The 18,366-nt window shown below is 33.1% G+C and carries 14 protein-coding genes; 9 read left to right on the top strand and 5 right to left on the bottom strand.

The window, feature by feature from the left end; genetic code table 11:
• The first annotated feature begins 108 nt into the window (after positions 1-108).
• Both KO515_RS09885 and KO515_RS09880 read left to right on the top strand, forming a co-directional pair.
• A complete protein-coding gene (locus KO515_RS09885) occupies positions 109-3,360 on the top strand; it encodes a VCBS repeat-containing protein (protein WP_215936200.1) in 3,252 nt (1,083 codons plus the stop codon).
• A gap of 2 nt (positions 3,361-3,362) precedes the next feature.
• Positions 3,363-4,700 carry a vanadium-dependent haloperoxidase gene (locus KO515_RS09880; RefSeq protein ID WP_215936199.1) on the top strand — a complete coding sequence of 446 codons (1,338 nt, stop codon included), beginning with the start codon at positions 3,363-3,365 and terminating at the stop codon, positions 4,698-4,700.
• Here KO515_RS09880 and KO515_RS09875 read toward each other — a convergent pair.
• Complete coding sequence (locus KO515_RS09875) at positions 4,697-5,059, bottom strand: CoA-binding protein (RefSeq protein ID WP_215936198.1); 363 nt, start codon at positions 5,057-5,059, stop codon at positions 4,697-4,699. The genes KO515_RS09880 and KO515_RS09875 overlap by 4 nt on opposite strands.
• Before the next feature lie 105 nt (positions 5,060-5,164).
• Here KO515_RS09875 and KO515_RS09870 point away from each other — a divergent pair, with 105 nt between their 5' ends.
• Positions 5,165-7,609, top strand: coding sequence for an outer membrane beta-barrel family protein (locus tag KO515_RS09870; RefSeq protein ID WP_215936197.1), 2,445 nt, complete (start codon positions 5,165-5,167; stop codon positions 7,607-7,609).
• A gap of 303 nt (positions 7,610-7,912) precedes the next feature.
• Here the strand turns inward: KO515_RS09870 and KO515_RS09865 are convergent, their stop codons facing one another.
• From KO515_RS09865 to KO515_RS09850, 4 genes are all read right to left on the bottom strand, one after another.
• Positions 7,913-8,221, bottom strand: a complete 309-nt coding sequence (locus KO515_RS09865) for a hypothetical protein (protein WP_215936196.1) — start codon at positions 8,219-8,221, stop codon at positions 7,913-7,915.
• A gap of 34 nt (positions 8,222-8,255) precedes the next feature.
• Positions 8,256-9,554, bottom strand: a complete 1,299-nt coding sequence (locus KO515_RS09860; RefSeq protein WP_215936195.1) for a metal-dependent hydrolase family protein — start codon at positions 9,552-9,554, stop codon at positions 8,256-8,258.
• A 12-nt stretch (positions 9,555-9,566) separates the two neighbouring features.
• Positions 9,567-9,749: a hypothetical protein gene (locus KO515_RS09855; protein WP_215936194.1), complete on the bottom strand. Its 183-nt coding sequence runs from the start codon at positions 9,747-9,749 to the stop codon at positions 9,567-9,569.
• Between the two features lie 88 nt (positions 9,750-9,837).
• On the bottom strand, positions 9,838-10,848 hold the full coding sequence (locus tag KO515_RS09850; RefSeq protein WP_215936193.1) for a 3-oxoacyl-ACP synthase III family protein: 1,011 nt from the start codon (positions 10,846-10,848) through the stop codon (positions 9,838-9,840).
• 235 nt (positions 10,849-11,083) lie between these two features.
• Here KO515_RS09850 and htpG point away from each other — a divergent pair, with 235 nt between their 5' ends.
• The 6 genes from htpG to KO515_RS09820 all read left to right on the top strand — a co-directional run bounded on the left by htpG (position 11,084) and on the right by KO515_RS09820 (position 18,357).
• Positions 11,084-12,994 carry a molecular chaperone HtpG gene (gene htpG, locus KO515_RS09845; RefSeq protein ID WP_215936192.1) on the top strand — a complete coding sequence of 637 codons (1,911 nt, stop codon included), beginning with the start codon at positions 11,084-11,086 and terminating at the stop codon, positions 12,992-12,994.
• Positions 12,995-13,278: 284 nt separating this feature from the next.
• On the top strand, positions 13,279-13,956 hold the full coding sequence (locus KO515_RS09840) for a carboxypeptidase-like regulatory domain-containing protein (RefSeq protein WP_215936191.1): 678 nt from the start codon (positions 13,279-13,281) through the stop codon (positions 13,954-13,956).
• A gap of 12 nt (positions 13,957-13,968) precedes the next feature.
• On the top strand, positions 13,969-14,970 hold the full coding sequence (locus KO515_RS09835) for a transglutaminase domain-containing protein (protein WP_215936190.1): 1,002 nt from the start codon (positions 13,969-13,971) through the stop codon (positions 14,968-14,970).
• Positions 14,971-15,257: 287 nt separating this feature from the next.
• Positions 15,258-15,749, top strand: a complete 492-nt coding sequence (locus KO515_RS09830) for a Crp/Fnr family transcriptional regulator (protein WP_215936189.1) — start codon at positions 15,258-15,260, stop codon at positions 15,747-15,749.
• Between the two features lie 349 nt (positions 15,750-16,098).
• A complete protein-coding gene (locus KO515_RS09825; RefSeq protein WP_215936188.1) occupies positions 16,099-17,751 on the top strand; it encodes a serine hydrolase in 1,653 nt (550 codons plus the stop codon).
• Positions 17,752-17,811: 60 nt separating this feature from the next.
• On the top strand, positions 17,812-18,357 hold the full coding sequence (locus tag KO515_RS09820) for a hypothetical protein (protein ID WP_215936187.1): 546 nt from the start codon (positions 17,812-17,814) through the stop codon (positions 18,355-18,357).
• Positions 18,358-18,366 lie beyond the last annotated feature (9 nt).

The raw sequence follows: 18,366 nt of genomic DNA, 5'->3' as shown, positions 1-18,366 counted from the left end.
AAACACATAATAAATAGATATCACCTTATTTAACACTTTATATCCATTAAAATTGTTAAAATATGTTAATATTCATATTTTTGAAACATTAACAAACCCTTAACATTAATGAATAAAACTATTGTAATTGCTGTGGCTTATATTTTGGCCGTAAGTTGTTCTAATGATACTAACACAACAACCAAGCTCAACGATTACCTCTTCACCCTTGTTAGCCCAAAAGAATCAAAAGTAGATTTCTCTAACATTTTAATTGAAGATGCCGACCTCAACATCATAAATTATATTTATTACTATAATGGTGGTGGTGTCGCCTCAGGAGACATTAACAATGACGGTTTACCTGATTTATATTTCGTTTCAAATACGGGTAAAAATAAACTCTATCTCAATAAAGGAAACTTGAAATTCGAAGACATATCCAAATCTTCGAATTGCGAAGGCAAAGCTAGTTGGAACACCGGTGTAACTATGATTGACATTAATAACGATGGCTATCTTGACATCTACGTTTGTGCAGTATCTGGTTTTTTAGATTTCACAGGGCACAACGAACTATTTATTAATAACGGCGACAACACCTTTACAGAAAAATCAGAAGCATATGGGCTAGATTTTAAAGGGTATTCTACACAGGCATACTTTTTCGATTACGATAAAGACAATGATCTTGATGTATATCTTGTAAACCATGCCGTTCATACCACACTTAATCATTGTGAAGCGTCATTAAGACATAAGAAAGCTCCATATGTAGGAGATGTACTACTTAATAACCGTAACGGCAAATTTGTTGACGTGAGTGACTCCGCCAATATCTATGGCGGAATTAATGGCTACGGACTCAGTGCTGCTATAGCTGATTATAATAATGACGGATGGGATGATATCTATGTGTGTAACGATTTTCATGAAGATGACTACTACTACATAAACAACCAAGACGGAACTTTCACAGAAAAACTAAAAGACAATTTCTCTGCAATCAGCAGGTTTTCAATGGGTAGCGATGCTGCAGACATAAATAACGACGGCTACCAAGACATTATAACACTTGATATGCTACCAAAAGATGAAAGAACTATAAAAGAAACTGAAGGAGACGAATCCATGTTTAACGTACAACTACGTTTAAAAAAATTAGGCTATAAAGATCAATTTTCAAGAAATATGCTTCAAATGAATACTAGCGGCAGTTATTTTACAGAAACTGCGTTTCTAAATACAGTAGCCAACACTGATTGGAGCTGGTCTCCGTTATTTGCGGATTTAAATAATGATGGGTATCAAGATTTATTTATATCTAATGGCATACAGAAAAGACCAAATGACTTAGATTTTAAAAAATATGTTGCAAGCGCATTTAAAGGGAGATCAGAAAAAGAAGGCATTCAATGGCTCTACAATTCTATCTCTGAAATGAAAAGTGGTGAAATTCCTAACGAAGTATTTGAAGGTGATGCTAAAAGATTTAAGAATCGGACAGGTCAGTGGATTGAAGCCGAACCCAATCTTTCAAATGGAGCTATCTATGTCGATTTAGATCGCGATGGAGATTTAGATCTTGTCACTAATAATTTCGGACACACCGCCAATATCTACGAAAATAAAACTAACGGTTCTCATAATCATATAACTCTTAAATTTCATTATAAAGGGAATAATATAGAAGGAATAGGCACAAAAGCTATAGTCTACAGCAATAGACAAAAACAACTAAAACAGGTTTTCAAATCTAGAGGTTTTTTGTCCTCCGTAGAAAGTCGACTGCATTTTGGACTTGCCAACGCTACTCAAATAGACTCTATCGTTACCATATGGCCTAATAACACTTATTCAACCATTACCAATCCCACTATAAATCAAACGGTATCTATAACCTATCAAGACAGCTTAAATATTTACAAGTATTCTACTCAAGAAAATAAGCCACCTTTATTCACCAAAGAAAACCTAATCGATTTTACACATAAAGAAGATAGTTACAATGATTTTGTGGAAGAAAAATTAATTCCTTATAAGGTATCTAATCTAGGTCCAGCCCTAGCCGTCGCAGATATTAGCGGTAATGGATTTGAAGATGTATTTATAGGAAACAGCTCAGGACAACCTGCTAAATTATACATGAATTCAGGAAAAGGTTTCACTATTTCACACCAGGAAGCTTTTATTAATGATTCTAATTATGAAGATAACGATGCCGTGTTTTTTGATGCTGATAACGATGGAGATTTAGATTTATACATCGCCTCTGGTGTTAACGAACACAAAATTATAGCACTACAAGAAAACAGATTATATCTTAATGAAAACGGTGTATTTAAAAGAACAAAAAATAAAATTCCTAGCAACACATTTATCTCTACTTCAGTAGCGGCAAATGACTATGACAATGATGGGGACATGGATTTGTTTGTTGGTAATTTAGCGCATTCAGAAGATTTTGGTCCTCCCGTGCCTTCTCATCTTTTAAAAAATGATGGTTCTGGCAATTTCAGTATAGACCTTAATTTCAAACTAAATACAAAAGTAAATCAAGCTATTTGGAAAGACATTAACAATGACAATACTGACGACTTGCTTATTGCTACGGAATGGGATGCACCAAAAGTTTACATTAATAAGAACGGCCAATTAAAGCCTTTAAGCTTACCTGATGAGCTTCATGGCTTATGGCAAACGGTTTCAACTTTTGATTTTGATAATGATGGTGACGAAGATATATTATTAGGAAATTGGGGTTTAAACACTAAATTCAGCCTTAACTTCGATGGTCCTCTTCATTTGTACCACTTCGACTTTGATGGCAATGGCAAACCCGAAAGCTTACTAGCCTATAACAGAAAAGAGCAATATTATCCTTTAAATTCTAAAGATGAAATGGCTTCGCAAATGAATGCAATCAATAAACTTTTTATTGATCATAAAAGTTATGCTGGAAAACCTTTAGACCAAATAATTGACACCAAATCTATCAATGCTTCACTTCAACTTAAAGTAGACCTGTTGGCTTCTGGCTATCTAAGAAATGATGACGGTCAATTTAATGTATTTGTCAATTTCCCTGACGCTTTTCAATTAGCACCAATTACGTCCTTCAACAGTTTTAACATCAATAAAGTGGATCAACTTCTAGTTGGAGGAAATTCATTCAGAGTCAACACCTACCACGGAGCTTACAGTGCATTTAAAGGGCTAATAGCTTCAGGAGAAACGAACTTCAATTCAGTCATTAATTATGGAATAGCACCATTTAATGAACAAATAAAACAAACCCAGTGTATTAAGATGAAAGATAAAAACTTACTTCTAATTCTATCTAACAACGACACATTACAAACTTATTCTTATCAAAATTAGGCATGAACTTTAAATTCCCACATTATCTTTTCTTACTAACAATTCTAATTTTTATTTCTTGCGAGCAACCTCAACAGCCTATTGAAATTAAATCTAGTGATTTTCATAATGCCGTAGATCAATTAACTAAAATCATGATTAGGGATATTTTTTCCCCTCCTGTAGCGAGCAGAATATATGTTTATCCAAATATCGCCGCCTACGAAACATTAAATCAAGACAGCAAAGCATACAACTCTTTAAGCAATCAATTAAATGAATTAAAAGGACTTAAGTCAACGACAGATCTTACAAATGTTAATTTAAATTTAGCCTCATTAATAGCGTATATCGATGTAGCTAAAGAACTTGTTTTCTCAAAGGATTTGATGTTGTTATATCGCGATAGCTTATATACACTCTATGAGAATAAGAACCGTAAAGAGTTTATAACATCTAAGAACTATGGCATCGGTATATCCAATCAAATTCTAAAATGGATGCATTCTGATCACTATAATGAAACCAGAGTTATGTCAAACTACAATATTTACAGCCAAGATTCATCACGATGGGAACCAACACCACCAGCTTATACAAACGGAATTGAGCCACACTGGAGTAAAATAAGACCTTTTATTTTAGACTCTGCATCACAATTTCAACCGAAACCCCATCCTAAATTTTCATTAGAAGCGAACAGTATATTCCACTCTGAATTAATGGAAGTTTATAATACAACCAATGCTATACGCAACAGTAGTGATACGTCTCCAGAAGTCGAAATTGCTCAATTCTGGGATTGCAATCCGTTTGTATCCATAAATAAAGGACATTATATGTTCGCAGCGAAGAAGATAACTCCAGGTGCACATTGGATAGGGATCTGTAAAATAGCATGTAAAACGTCTAACGCAGATTTTAGTAAAACTGTTTTCGCCTATACTAAAACCTCTTTAACAATTGCTGATAGTTTTATTAGCTGTTGGGATGAAAAATACCGAAGCAATCTTATAAGGCCGGAAACTTTAATAAATAGATATATCGACACAGAGTGGGCACCCATACTCCAAACTCCGCCATTTCCAGAATACACAAGTGGTCATTCCGTCGTTTCTGGTGCTGCATCAGAAGTTTTAACTGAAATTTTTGGTAATAATTTTCATTTCGAAGATACTACAGAAATACCCTACGGTTTGCCTCAAAGAAATTTTACGTCATTCCAAGCCGCAGCTCAAGAAGCGGCTATTAGTCGACTGTATGGTGGAATTCACTATAGATCAGCCATAGAAGCAGGTTTAAATCAGGGTCATAAAATAGGGCATTTCACCAATTCAAAAATATCTTTTATTAAACATTAATATTGCCCGGTACCTAATAACACTAACGTGCAAGCCACCTCATAATCAATGTTTTGCTGCTCTAAAATGTTGTAAAATTCCGAATTTTCTGTTCCTGGGTTAAAAATGACGCGCTTAGGCTGCAACCCTACTATATAATCATAATACGGTTTTTGACGTTGTGGATTAAGATACAATGTTACGGTATCAATCCCTTTATATGGCATTAATTCTGTATCAATAGATACACCATCAACCTCACCCGATTTCAAACCAAAAGCTTTAACCTCATGGTTATAACGTCGTAATCGTTTTATAGCGATATTAGAATAGCGCTCGGGCTTTAAGGATGCTCCAATAACTAATGTTGTTTTGTTCATAATGTTAAAATAATGTTAAGTAAAATATTTAGAGTAACACAACATAAATATAGTCGTCTACTATTAAAATCAGTGTTCAATCAATCAAAAAATTAATCCAAAAAAATGAAACAATTTTTACTAATGCTTATAATGGTCTCATCAACTATTGTAAGTGCACAACCCAACGCCAATTCTGATATTAAAAACGGTTCTGTTTCCGGACGCGTTATTGATGCAGAATTAAATGAACCGTTACCCTATGTAAATATCGTCATAAAAGATATGGCGAATAAAATAATTACAGGAGGTATTACAAATGATGATGGCACCTTTGAAATTGAAAATATCCCTGAAGGAAAAGTTATTGTTTCCATTCAATTTGTAGGTTTTAAAACCATTGACAAAAATATTACAATAGGAAAGGGCAACTACAAACCCAACCTCGGTGACATCAAACTCGAGGAAGAATCAACAGGTTTAGATGAAGTTACCGTTGTAGCAGACGTCTCTACCATTCAGCAACGTGTAGACCGAAAAGTCATTACCATAGGTAAAGATTTACAAACGGCTGGAGCAACGGCAAGCGAGCTTATGAACAACTTACCATCGGTAAGCATAGATCAACAATCTGGAGCTATTAGCTTACGTGGTAACCAAAACGTTCGCGTTATGGTAGATGGAAAATTATCTAATATTCCGGCAGAACAGTTATTGAAACAAATTCCTTCAACCTCTATTAAAAGTATTGAGTTGATTACAAATCCCTCGGCAAAATATAATCCTGAAGGTATGAGTGGCATCATCAATATTGTACTACATAAAAACACTCAAATTGGTTTTAATGGTAATTTAAATGTCGGCTTAGCCCATGATATAGAGGCCAAATTTAATAGCTCTATTGATGCCAATTACCGAAATGGTAAATTCAATTTTTACGGATCTTACAGTAATAGCATCGTTAAAAACGCTAACAATGGAGGCTTTACTAGAGTTGAACAAGACATTCAGCAAAATTTCGACATCTTAAATAATAACAAATCTCACTTGTTTAAGGTTGGTGTCGATTACTATCTTAATGATAAAAATACCATTTCTATCTTTACGAATCAGAATACATTCAATGGAAAGCCTATAGTAAATTCTGAAATTTTATACCTAGCTGACCCAAGTCTTAATGAGTCTCAGTATATGGATGGTGAATCCACTAATGACTCACAACAATACAACTTTAATTACAAGCACGATTTTAATGAAGAAGGTCATAATATAGAGCTTGAAGTTGATTATAACACCTATGAAGGTATAGGCGACACTAACAATATATTTTACAATTCTCAACGTCCTAACTTCATAGAAGATACGGACACCGATAGAGATAATACTACGATAAACTTAGATTATGTTAACCCAATATCAGAATCAACAAAATTAGAATTAGGTTTGGAAGCCCGTTTATTCGACACGAGTATTTTCTATGAATCTAATAACCGTGAAACTAATGCGTTTGGTGATTACATTCCAACAACAACACTTTTTGATTACCAAAGAGATATTTATTCTGCTTATGCTACCTATGGAAAGAACATAGAAAAATGGAGTTACCAAGTTGGTGTAAGAGCTGAAACGGTAAATGTAAGTTCTGACGCTTTTAAAAAAGATTTAGCATCTAATGAAGAATTAAATATACCATTTGAAAACGATTACTTTGAATTGTATCCTTCCGCCTTTGTAACATATACTCCATCGGAAAAAAACTCATATCAATTAAGTTATAGCCGAAGAATTGATCGCCCTGGAATAGGACAAGTTAATCCATTACCCGAATGGAGTACACCATTAATTTCTCAATTTGGAAATCAAGAACTACGACCGCAATTCACAAATTCAATTGAAACCAATTACACCAGACAATTTGAAAAAGGAAGTATAACCGCTGGTGTGTTTTATAGAATTATTGAAGATGAAATTCAACAAGCCATACTTATTGACCGTACAGATATCAATCGTTTAATAATGACGAACATGAATTTTGACAACAGCACCTCTTATGGTTTAGAGGTTTCTTCAAATTATCGTCCTACGAAATGGTGGAGCGTGAATGCGAGTTTCGATTTATTCTCTCAGACTCAAAAAAGTGTGGCCGAATCTTTTGATAACAACCTAGATATTGTTTTAAACACCGTAGAAGTAGATAATGTTACATGGAGTGCAAGAGCATTTAACAATTTTAAAGTGAGTAAGAGTTTAAGTTTTTCTGCTTTTGGAATGTACCGTGGAAAAAGCAAAAACATTCAATTTGAAATGAGCGAAATGCTCATGGTAAATTTAGGCATGCGTTATAGTTTCATGGAAAACAGAGCGAGTTTCAGTCTAAGTTATAATGATATTTTTAATACAATGTATGCTGAATTTGAAAGCGAAAGACCTTATGAACAATACGGACGTTTTAACTGGGAAAGTCAACAAGTCTCAGCACGTTTATCGTACCGTTTTGGTGGTGGAAAATACAGAGCTAAATCTAGAAAGCAGCGCGATAATGATGTAAAAGAAGGTGGTGGCATGTTCTAAAAAACATTTAATAGTTGAGAAAAGTCTTGATGGTTAGTGTTAGTACTTAACTATTAAATAAAGAAAACCCGAAACTTGCGTTTCGGGTTTTCTGTTAAATACACGTTAAAAGAGAATAGTCATGAAATAAAATTGGACTTTCTACGTCTAATGTAGTATAAGTTTTAAGTAACGTATTTATAAATTAATTTTTATAATAGTGTTAGTTAAGTTGGTTAATAGCTGAAAAGCCCAGACGAGTTATTGTTTGGGCTTTTTTTAGTTTTAACTATATTAAATAATTATCGTTATTTATCAAATCATCTATTTATGAGACTCTCTACTGTCAAACTCATTATCTATAAATACCAGCATATGTGACATACTTAAAACATCGTAACTACCATCTATTTCTTGAATATAATACCAATTCTCATTTTCTTTTTTTTCAGGATCTCCCCAATCTATTCGAACAAATTCTGGTTGACTCTCTTTTACAATTTCTATATTGGTATGAGGCTCGATATTATCAATCCAATTTATAGTTTCGTTGTAATAATTTTTACACCCAATTACAAAAAATGCAATGCAAAAAAATAAAATTGATTTAAAATAATTTCTAAGGTATCTCATTCAGCTTATACAAATACTCTTAATTAAAAAGCGTTTATTTAGGGTTACTTACATAAACAACTCCATCTTTCATTACAAATACGACGTCTTTTATGGTCGTTATAAAATCGGTAGTTATATTTCCTTTAACCGCAATAATATCTGCTTTTGCACCAGGCTTAAGAACACCTAATTCATTTTGCTTATTTAAATTCAGTGCAGAAGTATAGGTTGCGGATTGTAGAATATCTAAAGGTTTCATTCCTGCTTCAAAATAAGCCCGAAACATATCTCTTGAAGATTCACCACGCGTACCACCAATATCTGTGTAGTTATCTGAACCAGCCACAATAGTCACTCCCTTTTCAATAGCCCTATCAAGCCTATTTTTCATTCTAGCTAAATAATTAGCTATCCAACCTAAATCATCATCGTCATAACCTGCAAGGTTGCTATACGTTTCCATATAGGTTTTACTATTTTCGGTAGGGACCAAAAACACCTTTTTATTAGCCATTAAAGTTAATGTAGAATCTGCTAAATTAAAACCATGTTCAATCCCATGGACACCAGCCTGTATGGCATTCCATGCCGATTGATTGGTGATAGAATGTGCAACTACTGTAAGATCATACCCATTGGCAGTTTCTACAATCGCTTTCATTTCTGCAATGGATAAATGTGTATTGTTCGGAATGTTGTCTGCACAAATCTTAATAAGATCCACCTTTTGATTCACGTGTTCTCTAACCGCAATTTTAGCATCTTCTACACCACTTATAATCCGGTATTCTAAATCGATGAGATCTTGATGTTTTGGAGACACTCCATAAATTTGACCTCCTGTTGCTGCCAGTATGGGTCCTGATGCAAAAATACGTGGTCCTTCAATAGTACCTTCAGTTATAGCATCGCGTAACGCAACATCTAAAAACAATCCTGAATTACCAAGTTCTTTTACTGTTGTGATTCCAACGTCTAAATAAGATTTCGCACGTTTTGAACCTCTAAGTGCCCTTATGGCATCACTCTCCATGGTGAGTGAGTGAATGCTATGTTCTGAAAAATCTTCAGTGGCATCTTGAGAAAAAAGAACATGTGTATGTGCATCAATAAGTCCTGGAAGCACTGTATACTCCGTTAAATCTAAAATTTCAGCATGCTTTGGGATGGAATTAAAATCACCAATAGATACAATCGTATTACCTTTAACTTGAATGACTTTATTCTTTATTATTATATTTTGTTCACTGTCGTATAAATGACCTGCTTTAATGTAGACCTCATTTTGTTGGGCGCATACACTTGCGAGTGAACAAAGGGCTAGGAATAATAAGAGGAATAATTTGTGCATTGAGAATGAGGTTTAGTCGTTGCTGTTCTTTTTACGTCCATAAAACACAAAAGAAAACAATAAAATCCCGACGATTAACATTACATATGCCTTGTAATTATCTTCAAAATTTAAATTATCAAAATCTAAATACGTAATTCCAAAAGTCAAAAAAATAATTGCAATAAATCCGACAAATCCCAAGTTATTTTTCATAATTAATCTTTCTCGTTTTTATATAATATTTTTAACCAATAATTTTGATTTAAACTTCATGAGATCCCTTTTTTTTAAAGGGATTTTTTTACCACTTCATAATCACACTTCCCCAAGTAAAGCCACTACCAAAAGCAGCTAATACAACGGTATCTCCCTCTTTTATTTTACCTTCTTCCCAAGCTTCAGTTAATGCAATTGGAATAGAGGCTGCCGTTGTATTTCCGTATTTCTGTATATTGTTAAATACTTGATCATCGCTTAACTTAAACTTACGCTGTATAAATTGTGAGATTCTTAAATTGGCTTGATGCGGAATTAACATATCGATATCAGAAACCTCAAGCTTGTTTTTCATTAAACCCTCCATAATCACTTCACTAAAACGAACCACGGCGTTTTTGAATACAAATTGTCCATTCATGTGTGGAAAATAACTGACATCATCAGGATCATTATCAGCTAAAATATCACTGACCCAACGTTTACCCATTCCTGGAGCAATGAGTACTAATTCTTCAGCATGTTCTCCTTGCGAATGTAAATGGGTTGATAAAACACCTTTACTATTATCTTCTTCTCTAGTTAAAACTGCAGCTCCTGCTCCATCACCAAATATTACAGATACTCCACGACCTCTTGTCGTTTTATCTAAACCAAAAGAATGTAATTCACTTCCAATAACAAGAATATTCTTATACATCCCTGTTTTAATAAAGTTATCAGCAACAGACATCGCATAGACAAATCCAGAACATTGGTTACGAACATCAAGAGCTCCAATGGTTTTAATATCTAAAGCATGCTGTACTTGCACGCCAGGACCAGGAAAATACATATCTGGACTTAAGGTGGCGAAAATGATGAAGTCAATATCATCTTTATCTAAACCCGACCGTTCTATTGCAATTTTAGCAGCTTTCACGCCCATAGTTGCTGTAGTATCACCACTACCCTTTTCTACCCAACGACGTTCTTTAATACCTGTGCGTTCTTGTATCCATTCATCATTAGTATCCATGAGCTTAGACAAGTCATCATTAGTTACAATATTATCTGGCACATATTTACCTAAGCCTATTATTTTAGAATTGTACATCGAGAATTTATTTTCGTTCCCGAGATATCGGAAAACTCATTATTTAGTTTAGCAATTTAAGATATCTCAAACAATTTACTTTTATTAGAATTTACATTCGTTATGCATGCATAATACTTGTGTCACTTTGTCACATTTTAAGACTTGGTATTTTATTTGACTAGTAGTAAAATGTAATGAAAACAATAATTAATTAGATTCCTGCCTTCGCAGGAATGACAAAAACCACATAAAAATGACAAAAGGAAGTATTAATGTATCGGTAGAGAATATCTTTCCGCTAATTAAAAAGTTCTTATACAGCGATCACGAAATATTTTTACGTGAGCTTATTAGTAATGGTACAGATGCCACACTAAAATTAAAACACCTTACTCAAATTGGCGAATCTAAAGCTGAATACGGAAACCCAATAATTGAAGTAAAGATTGATAAAGAAGGTAAAAAACTTCACATCATTGACCAAGGTTTAGGGATGACTGCCGAAGAGGTTGAAAAATATATTAACCAAGTCGCTTTTTCTGGTGCAGAAGAATTCTTAGACAAGTATAAAGATTCTGCTAAAGATTCAGGAATTATTGGACACTTTGGTCTTGGATTTTACTCTGCTTTTATGGTTGCAGAAAAAGTTGAAATTATCACTAAGTCCCATACTGGTGCTGAAGCTGCACATTGGACATGTGATGGGTCTCCAGAATTTACGTTAGAACCATCGGATAAGGAAACTAGAGGTACAGAAATCATCCTTCATATTGCTGAAGATTCTACTGAGTTTTTAGAAGAAAACAGAATCAGCGAGTTATTAAATAAGTATAACAAGTTTATGCCTGTGCCAATTAAGTTTGGAACGAAGGAAGTAAACGACCCAGACTTTACTCCACAAACCACAACAGACGCTGAAGGAAAAGAAACAACGGAGCCACATAAACAAATTACGGTTGATAATATCATTAACAACCCAAATCCGGCTTGGACCAAACAACCGTCTGAATTAGAACCTGAAGATTATAAAGGATTCTATAGAGAATTGTATCCTATGCAATTTGAAGAGCCACTTTTCAATATCCATTTAAATGTAGATTATCCATTCAACTTAACAGGAATCTTGTATTTCCCTAAGATGACGAACGATATGAACATGCAAAAGGATAAGATTCAATTGTATCAAAACCAAGTGTATGTAACGGATAATGTTGAAGGGATTGTACCAGAATTCTTAACCATGTTACGTGGTGTAATTGATTCACCAGATATTCCATTAAACGTATCGCGTTCTTACTTGCAAGCTGATGGAGCTGTAAAGAAAATTTCATCTTACATCACGCGTAAAGTAGCTGATAAGTTGAAATCATTATTCAACGCCAATCGTGAAGATTTTGAAGCCAAATGGGATGATATTAAAATCGTCATTGAATACGGAATGCTATCTGAAGAAAAATTCTTTGAAAAAGCAGATGCTTTTGCCTTATATCCAACAGTTGATGGTAAATTCTATACCTATGAAGAGCTTTTCAACAAAATAAAAGCAACACAAACGGATAAGGACGGTAAGCTCGTAATTCTTTATGCTTCTGATAAAGACCAACAACATAGCTACATTGAAGCAGCTAAAGCTAAAGGCTATGAAGTGTTATTATTAGATTCTCCAATTGTATCACATTTAATTCAGAAACTAGAATCGACTAAAGAAAATATTTCTTTTGCACGTGTAGATGGAGATCATATTGATAACTTAATTAAGAAAGACGATAACACTATTTCTAAATTAACAGAAGAGCAGCAAACTGAATTAGACACACTTTTAAAAGAAGTAATTCCTTCTGAAAAATTCTCTGTGCAACTCGAAGCTATGGATAGCGATGCCTCTCCATTCATCATTACACAACCAGAATTTATGCGTAGAATGAAAGAGATGCAGCAAACTGGTGGTGGAGGAATGAATATGTTTGGTAATATGCCAGAAATTCATAATCTTATCGTAAACACGAACTCAGCATTGGTAGGTGAAATTTTAGAAACTAAAACTAAAAAGAAACAAGAGCGTTTAATCACGCAAAGTTTAGATTTAGCACGTTTATCTCAAGGCCTATTAAAAGGAGAAGAGTTAACGAACTTCATTAAGCGTAGTTATGAATTATTAAAGTAAGTAGATTTTTGTCTCATATTTTTTTTTAAAATATGGATAACAAAAACGTGCTTTCAAAAATAATCAGCGTAGCTATATGATTAAATAGATAAATGACCGCTTCGCTTTTAGATCTAAGAGTCAAGACTAAAACCACTTTGTTAATTCAAAGTGGTTTTTTATTTTTTACAAACTAACTGAAAGCGCTATGTTACGCATCAAAAAGCAGCGTTAACTAAACCTTCGTTTTCTATTCTTGAATTGATACCTAAGTTTGAGGTATACTAACATTAAAACTTTATATCATGCAGAATCAATTCAACTTAGACATTAAAAAACCATGTTCAGAAAACTTTAATCAATTTTCACCAACTGAGAAAGGTGGTTTTTGCAGCTCATGCGAAAAAGAAGTCATTGACTTTACGCAAATGAATGCAGAAGAAATTATCATTTTCTTTAAAAACAAGTCTACTCAAAATACCTGTGGTCGTTTTAACAAAAATCAGTTAGGCGAATACACTAAAAAACCGAAAAACAATAAGCGATTAAGTTTCCTAAGTGGCATCGGATTAGCTTGTGTAGCACTCTTCTCTAGTTTTACCTCACAGGCGCAAAACACAACAAACACGATTGAACCAAAACAAAACACATCTGAACGTAAAGCCACTAAATTCGAAAAAAATATCATTGTAAAAGGTAATGTAACCGAAGGAGATTCACCACTTCCTGGCGCAAATGTAGTTTTACAAGGTACGACAGTTGGCATTGCTACTGATTTTGACGGAAATTTCACCTTTCCAGAAAAACTTAAAATAGGAGATGTTTTAGTCATTAGCTATCTTGGTTTTGAATCTCAAAAAGTAATTATTGAAAACAAAGATTCAGCTTCAAAAATTGAACTTAATATTGATATGAAAGTGGATTCGTGTATGATTTTGGGTAAAGTAGCTGTCAAAGACATTTACAAATCTAAAAGAGACTAATCTTTTGATGTTATGAAAAATTGGTTTGTCATCTTTTTAGTTGTGCTCTTTAATAATTCTAACGCTCAAGTATCAGATTTTAAAAACATCGATTTTATAAAAGCAGATAATACAGCCAAATTAAATGAAGGTCATAGCTTAGAGAATTTATCTGTTTTAGCGCACAAACTAACAAGAAATCTCACCACAGATGTTGAAAAATTTAGAGCTATTTATACTTGGGTTTGTACCAATATTAAAGGGGATTTTAATCAACATAATAAAGTCAGTAGAGCGCGAAAAAAATTTAAAAGTGATAGTTTAGGCTATGTAGTATGGAATAATCACTTCAAGAAAATAGCATTTAAAAAATTACGAAATCAGAAAAAAACGATGTGCACGGGTTATGCGTATCTTATTAAGGAATTATGTTTTATTGCCGATATAGAATGTATAATAATAGATGGTTACGGCAGATCTTTTGAAACTAACGTCGAAAAACTAGAAAACTTAAACCACTCTTGGAATGCCGTAAAATTAAACAACAAGTGGTATGTATGTGATGCCACTTGGTCTAGCGGTTACATGATGGACAAAAGCTTTTTTATTTCGGATTATAATGATGGTTATTTTCTTACCGATCCAATTTTATTTGCAAAAAACCATATTCCACTCCAAAAAAAATGGTTTCTTAATGACACTTTAAAAACTATGAAATTTGTAGCTGAACCCATAGTGTATGGAGAAACATTTGAGCATAAAATAATTCCTATTAGTCCTAAGAAATTGAATACAACAATTACGAAGAATGAAGACATCACCTTTCAGTTTAAATCATTAAATGACATTGCTACAAGTACAATTTCACTTGTTCAAATTTCAGGAACTGATCAATTACCGTATAAAATACATGATGTTATAAATAAAAATGAAATAATAACATTCAAGTACAGTTTTAACCACAAAGGTTTATACGACGTCCATTTAAAAATAAAGAATGATATCGTGGCAACCTACAGCATTAAAGTGTTGTAATTTTCAGAGTGACTATAGTCATCTTATCAATTTAGCAAAAGTTATTTTAAAGTCTAAAGGTATTTTTTTAGTTAATAAAGTGGTTTTTTCTTACATTAAAAATCGCATCAACATTTATTTAAATTAGCGCATCGATTTTAAGTAACTCATATCAAAGTATTTACATACATTGATAGAATCAATATGAGTTTTAAGTGCAGAAAGACAACGCTATTATTAAGCAAATATTTAAAGGACTCTCATTTTCAGATGAAGAGCTAAACATAATTTCAAGCGTATTTAAAAAAATGGAGTTCAAAAAAGGAACACATATATTTAAAGCGCATAGTGTTGTTGATGATATGTATTACATCCATGATGGTTGCTTAAGAACCTATTACTTAGATGGCTCAGGAAAAGAACATACCGTTCAATTTGGGATAAAAGATTGGTGGATCACTGATTTTACAGCCTATTTTTCTAATTCCAAAGCTATAATGAATCTTGAAGTTATTGAAGACGCTACAGTATACGCAATCTCAAGTGCTGACAAAGAATATTTATACTCAGCTATTCCTCAAACCGAAACTTTTATCAGAAAGAAATTAGAGGTTGCATTTGCCGCTTTTCAAAAAAGAATACTGGTAAGTTTATCCCAATCCGCCAAGGAGAGATACCTTATATTCCTAATTACCCATCAACATATTGTGAAAAAATTAAAAAATTATCATATTTCATCGTATTTAGGTATCACTACAGAAAGTTTAAGTAGGATTAAAAAAGAATTATATAATTCTTAGACAATCTGCTATTTCTTAACATACATCAATTTTTATAATCACTAAACCTTATAACTTTGTACCGGTACAAATCCCTAACTATATTGTACTATCATTTTTTTCCCTAATGAATGATTAATAGCTAAAAAGCGCAAGTTGTACAACTTGCGCTTTTTTTATACCTTATCTTATGAAAATTCAACCGTAATTATTTGGAACTCGCAGTACCATTATGGGTTAAAAATTTTTAGAGTATTAATTAAGTATATAGTTAATTATTGAATTTTATTTATAATCTAATGTAACATATACTAGTGACCAACGTCTTATAGAAAACCTATAACCACCTAAATATCAAATAAATAAAATTATGAGAATTCATCACCAACTTTCTATGCTATTATTTGGTCTATGTATATGTTTAGCACCATCAATTGCATCTCAAAACCTCGAAAAAAGTATTAACACATACATTAGCGACCAGTATACTGCAGATACACCTGGAATTTCCATACTTGTTGCTAAAGACGGAAAAATCATATATATGAATGGTTTCGGTATGTCCAACCTAGAACTATCAGTTAAAACCAATCCAAAACATGTTTTTGAAATTGGGTCTATAACTAAACAATTTACCGCAGTTGCTATTTTAATGCTAGAAGAACAAGGTAAACTCAAAATAACAGATGACATTACCAAGTATATAGCAGATTATCCTACATACGGTAAAACGATTACCATACACAATTTACTTAATCATACCTCTGGCATAAAAAGTTATACCGATGTTCCAAGTTTTATAAGTTTAGCCAGAACGGATATGACTCCTACCGAGCTTATTGATACATTTAAAAATCTGCCAATGGATTTCGATCCAGATACGGAATTTCGATATAATAACTCTGGCTATATTCTTTTAGGTCATATTATAGAAGTTGTTAGTGGGCAAAGTTATGCCGACTTTATAAAAACGCATATTTTTGATAAAATAGATATGAAAAATTCATACTACGGCAGTATGTTAGAATTGATTCCCAATAGAGCGAGTGGCTATTCTGAAACTGCATCTGGCTTTAGGAATGCAGATTATTTAAGTCTAACCTTACCTTATGCTGCAGGTTCTATTATGTCTACCACCGAAGATCTACTCAAATGGCAAAATGCATTAAGCGCTAATATATTGATTAAAAAAACGTCCTTAGACAAAGCTGTAAATGGTTCTAAGTTAGCTTCTGGAGAAACTATTTCATATGGGTATGGCTTTACAAAAGGCACTATTAATGGCTCTAAAACAATTGAGCATTCTGGTGGTATTTTCGGGTATTCTAGTAATGGTATTTTTCTACCTGAAGAAAATGTTTATGTTATTGGATTAACTAATTGCGACTGCGGTAGCGTTGGAGCAATTACTACAAATATAGCTGCAATGGCAATTGGCAAACCATTTCCTAAAAAAGAAGACGCTATTACGTTAAACACAGAGCAATTATCACAATGGCTTGGCGCTTACGAATTCGACAATAACATTATTAGACATATTACAATAAAAGATAATCAATTATTTAGCCAACGAGAAGGTAGTACGAATTTGAAAATTTACCCCATGACGGCTTCAAACTTTATTTTTGATGGAGGAAGTACATCTTATGATTTTTATTTTGAAAACGAGCAACGCATGGTTAAAATGACAACAAATGGCAATACAAGTATTGGAAGAGGTATTGACAAAGCACCTCCTTCTGAACGTAAAGAAATTCAATTATCTAATGAGATCTTAACTGAATACATTGGAAAATATGAAATACAACCCATGTTTCACATCAGTATTTCTGTTAGAGACAATAAAACATATGCTATTGCAACTGGCCAAGGAGAAGTTGAAATATTTGCCAATGAGAAAGATAAGTTCTTTTTAAAAGTTGTTCCCGCTGAAATTTTGTTTAATAGAAGTACTGAGGGTAAAATTGAAAGTTTAACTTTGAATCAAGGAGGGCAACAAATGCTAGGAAAAAAGATAGAGTAATTAGATATGTCTTTATCCCCATTCCAGTGTGTGAGATTGGTCTTTAACTTAAATTAATTTATGGAAGCAATTAACATATTATTCTTTGTTGTTGGTACTTTTTTCGGTTTGACTCAAAGTAACATCATTGCAGAAAAAACAACAGTTACTGTAAATCCTGAAGAAAAAACGATTGTCATCCTCCAAGAAAACTTAGTTACTTTTATTAAAACTGAAAGTGATAGTTTAAATATTAAAAATGAATTATCAAAAATTGTACACTCTAATCATCCATGGAGCTCTGAACTTAAAAACTTTCCGGTAAAAGAAAAGGAATTCTATATATCTGATGATCATAGATCACTTCATTTAAAACTAAGTCTAACGTATTCAACCTTAAAAGATTTAAAAATCTTTGGTATCGATATGAATACTGACGGAAAGTTCTCTATGACGAATTTTCCAAAATCACATACAACATCTAAGGATGGTATATTAGAAGAGCCGTATTGGAATTTTCAAGCTGATCAGCCTTTCACCTTTACCGAGGAACCTTTAACGGATTTACCTGAAGCTTTCCAAAAACTTAAAACGAATTTGTTGCCGTTTTGGTTAGCAATAAAATAGTCAGAACAA

Origin of the sequence: Winogradskyella psychrotolerans, from assembly GCF_018860545.1 — a bacterium.
GTDB classification, from domain to species: Bacteria; Bacteroidota; Bacteroidia; order Flavobacteriales; family Flavobacteriaceae; genus Winogradskyella; species Winogradskyella psychrotolerans_A.
This window is presented reverse-complemented; position numbering and strand designations above follow the sequence as displayed.

Bases quoted from the DNA above. Each gene is read 5' to 3' on its own strand.
- KO515_RS09885 (WP_215936200.1), top strand. From the start codon at position 109: ATGAATAAAACTATTGTAATTGCTGTGGCTTATATTTTGGCCGTAAGT.
- KO515_RS09880 (WP_215936199.1), top strand. From the start codon at position 3,363: ATGAACTTTAAATTCCCACATTATCTTTTCTTACTAACAATTCTAATT.
- KO515_RS09875 (WP_215936198.1), bottom strand. From the start codon at position 5,059: ATGAACAAAACAACATTAGTTATTGGAGCATCCTTAAAGCCCGAGCGC.
- KO515_RS09870 (WP_215936197.1), top strand. From the start codon at position 5,165: ATGAAACAATTTTTACTAATGCTTATAATGGTCTCATCAACTATTGTA.
- KO515_RS09865 (WP_215936196.1), bottom strand. From the start codon at position 8,221: ATGAGATACCTTAGAAATTATTTTAAATCAATTTTATTTTTTTGCATT.
- KO515_RS09860 (WP_215936195.1), bottom strand. From the start codon at position 9,554: ATGCACAAATTATTCCTCTTATTATTCCTAGCCCTTTGTTCACTCGCA.
- KO515_RS09855 (WP_215936194.1), bottom strand. From the start codon at position 9,749: ATGAAAAATAACTTGGGATTTGTCGGATTTATTGCAATTATTTTTTTG.
- KO515_RS09850 (WP_215936193.1), bottom strand. From the start codon at position 10,848: ATGTACAATTCTAAAATAATAGGCTTAGGTAAATATGTGCCAGATAAT.
- htpG (WP_215936192.1), top strand. From the start codon at position 11,084: ATGACAAAAGGAAGTATTAATGTATCGGTAGAGAATATCTTTCCGCTA.
- KO515_RS09840 (WP_215936191.1), top strand. From the start codon at position 13,279: ATGCAGAATCAATTCAACTTAGACATTAAAAAACCATGTTCAGAAAAC.
- KO515_RS09835 (WP_215936190.1), top strand. From the start codon at position 13,969: ATGAAAAATTGGTTTGTCATCTTTTTAGTTGTGCTCTTTAATAATTCT.
- KO515_RS09830 (WP_215936189.1), top strand. From the start codon at position 15,258: ATGGAGTTCAAAAAAGGAACACATATATTTAAAGCGCATAGTGTTGTT.
- KO515_RS09825 (WP_215936188.1), top strand. From the start codon at position 16,099: ATGAGAATTCATCACCAACTTTCTATGCTATTATTTGGTCTATGTATA.
- KO515_RS09820 (WP_215936187.1), top strand. From the start codon at position 17,812: ATGGAAGCAATTAACATATTATTCTTTGTTGTTGGTACTTTTTTCGGT.